Here is a 3,158-nt window from a genome sequence, read left to right as displayed (position 1 = left end):
CTATCTGCTCCTTGAAATACAACACCATCTTTTTGTGATTGATGTTTAAAAATTCCTTTTCGCTTTTCTAAAACCTGATCTGGTCCCATTGGTACCGCCATTTCTATTTCATCAATCCCCCATTCTTGCCAAGCGCCTCTATACAACCAAACCCAACAATCTTTCATAAATTTCTTTGGCTTTAGTTCTTTTACGGCTGCAAAAATGGCGTCTAAACAAACCTTGTGCGTTCCGTGTGGATCTGCTAAATCGCCTGCTGCATACACTTGATGAGGCTTTATTTTTTCAATTAAAGCTTTGGTGATTTCTACATCTGCAATTCCTATTGGATTCTTCTTAATGGCTCCTGTTTCATAAAAAGGCAATTCCATAAAATGAATTTGTTCGTCGGGAATTCCAACAAAATGACACGTAGATCTTGCCTCTCCTCTTCTTATCAAACCTTTAATATATCTTACTTCTTCGGTATCTATTTCGCTCGATTTTTTGTTCTTTAAAAACGTAGCTGCTTTTTTGTAAATAGCATTGGCTTCCGTATTATCCATTCCGAATTTCTCATTATAATCACAAACAAAACTCGCAAAACGCAATGCTTCATCATCGGCTACTGCTATATTTCCTGAAGTTTGATACCCCACGTGAACTTCGTGACCTTGGTCTACCAATCTCTTAAAAGTGCCTCCCATACTAATGATATCATCATCTGGATGCGGACTAAAAATTAATACACGCTTTTTATTGGGTTCGGCTCTTTCGGGTCTTTTACTGTCGTCTGAATTTGGTTTTCCTCCTGGCCAGCCTGTTATGGTATTTTGTAACTCATTAAATATTTTAATGTTGATGTCATAAGCAGGACCTGCATCTGCTAACAAATCACTCATACCATTTTCAATATAATCGGCATCTGTTAACATTAAAATTGGTTTCTTTAAGTGCAATGCCAAACTTAAAACCGCTTTTCTTATGAGTTTATCTGTCCAAATTACCTTTTCTACCAACCAAGGGGTGTCAATTCTAGTTAGTTTTGAAGCTGCTGCTTTGTCTAAAATAAAAGTAGCATTGTTGTGTTCTTGCAGATAAGAAGCGGGTACTTGGCTCGTTTCTTCATCTTCTACTGCTGCTTTAATAATATTCGACTTCTTCTCTCCCCAAGCCATTAAAATAACTCTTTTGGCTTCCATTATCTTTTTAACTCCTAAAGTAATGGCGGTTCTTGGGGTGTTTTCTAATCCTGAAAAATCTCCACTGGCTGCTACTCTTGTAATGTGGTCTAAGGCTACCAATCTTGTTTTTGAATTTTGTAGCGATCCTGATTCGTTAAAACCAATATGTCCATTGCCTCCAATTCCTAAAATTTGTAAATCAATCCCTCCTAAAGAGTCTATTTTTGCTTCATATTGATCACAATAATCGGCAATTTCACTCTTAGACAAGGTACCGTCTGGAACGTAACAATTTTCGGGTAATATATCTATATGGTTAAACAATTGCTCGTTCATAAAACGCACATAGCTATTTACAGAGTCTGGCTCCATTGGGTAATATTCATCTAAATTAAAAGAAATTACGTTTTTAAAACTCAAACCTTCTTCTTTGTGCAAACGCACCAATTCTGCATACAAACCCTTGGGTGAGGATCCTGTTGCCAATCCTAAAATACAAGGTTGTCTTTGATCTTGTTTTACTTTAATTAAATTCGCAATTTCTATGGCAATTGCTTTTGAAGCCGATTTAGCATCATCGTAAACTAAGGTTCCTATATTTTCAAATCTTTTTTCGAAACCGGTGGCTTTGTCTATAGTACTTTTTAACATAATCTGTTGTGTGTTTCTGTTGAATGGTATCTTTCTTTATTTTTTACTCCAATTTTTAATCTTATGACCTTTTAAAGCAAAAAACAGAATCAGTATATAACAAGGAATCAAAATCCAATAGCTGCCTGTGGCTGCTGTAGCCATAGCTTCTACTTCTTGAACTCCACTTGTTATTAATTCGTGTTTATTGGCATCTACGATTCTACCATATAAAGGCGGTATAATTGCTCCTCCTGAAATAGCCATAATTAATAAGGCAGAAGCAGTTTTTGTGAATTTTCCTAAACCCTCTAAAGTTAATGGCCAAATTGCGGGCCATACTAATGCATTTGCAATTCCTAAGGCTGCTACAAATAATACCGATGTGTAACCTGTTGTATTGATGATACAAATACTAAATACAATTCCTAAAATAGCACTTACAATCAACGCCGTTTTTTGTTGAATGTATTTTGGAATTAGAAAGACACCCAAAGCATAAGTAGCTACCATTGCCAACAAAGTATAGGTGGTAAAATACTTGGCTTCTTCGCCTGTAAAACCTAATGATATGCCGTAAGCAATAATAGTATCTCCTGCTATAACCTCAGCACCAACATAAACAAATAAGGCTAAAACGCCCAACCATAAATGTGGAAACTGAAAAATACTTGTTTTGGCAGTTTCTCCTTCTTTTATTTCTTCTGGTTCTTCAGCTTCTACGTGTGGTAATGGAGCTTTTCTCATTAATAGACCAAAAAAAAGTAGTAGTAAAGCCATTACTATGTAAGGCGTAAAAACACTATCTGCCATCGTATCTAACAGTACATTCTTTTCTGCTAATGTGGCGCCTGCTAGTTTTTCTTTGGTTTGATCTATCCCCGATAACAACAAAGCTCCAAAAATTAATGACCCCAAAGCGCCTGCTGTTTTATTGGCAATACCCATTATCGCAATTCTCTTTGCACCACTTTCTATGGGGCCTAAAATGGTAATGTAAGGGTTGGCTGCGGTTTGACAAATGGTCATTCCAACTCCTTGGATAAAAATGGCTAATAGAAAAATCCAATAAGTACGTGCATGTGCTGCTGGTATAAAAACCAAAGCGCCTATTGCCATAATAATCAATCCTAAAGACATCCCTTTTCTGTATCCTATTTTATTTAAAATATATGAGGCAGGTAATGCCATTACCACAAAAGAAATATAAGAAGCAGAAGCTACTAAATAAGACTGTGCCTCAGTAAGCTCATTAATCGTTTTCATAAACGGAATCAACGCTCCGTTTATCCAAGTGACAAAACCGAAGATGGCAAACATACCTCCTATTATGACAATCGCTCTTGTGTTGTTTTTTTGTTGCAT

Annotated in this window: 2 protein-coding genes; both read right to left on the bottom strand. The window is 36.3% G+C overall.

Going from position 1 to position 3,158, the window contains the following annotated elements; all coding sequences use genetic code 11:
- On the bottom strand, nucleotides 1–1,814 hold a 1,814-nt coding region (gene nagB / locus ACY2RX_RS14580; protein ID WP_490104714.1), incomplete at its 3' end, for a glucosamine-6-phosphate deaminase.
- A 36-nt stretch (nucleotides 1,815–1,850) separates the two neighbouring features.
- Nucleotides 1,851–3,158 carry a sugar MFS transporter gene (locus tag ACY2RX_RS14575; RefSeq protein WP_490104713.1) on the bottom strand — a complete coding sequence of 436 codons (1,308 nt, stop codon included), beginning with the start codon at nucleotides 3,156–3,158 and terminating at the stop codon, nucleotides 1,851–1,853.

It is taken from the genome of Polaribacter sp. 2405UD43-2, assembly GCF_058147125.1.
Note: the sequence above shows the minus strand (reverse complement) of the source record. Positions and strands in the feature narration are given on the sequence as shown.

Bases quoted from the DNA above. Each gene is read 5' to 3' on its own strand.
- ACY2RX_RS14575 (WP_490104713.1), bottom strand. From the start codon at position 3,158: ATGCAACAAAAAAACAACACAAGAGCGATTGTCATAATAGGAGGTATG.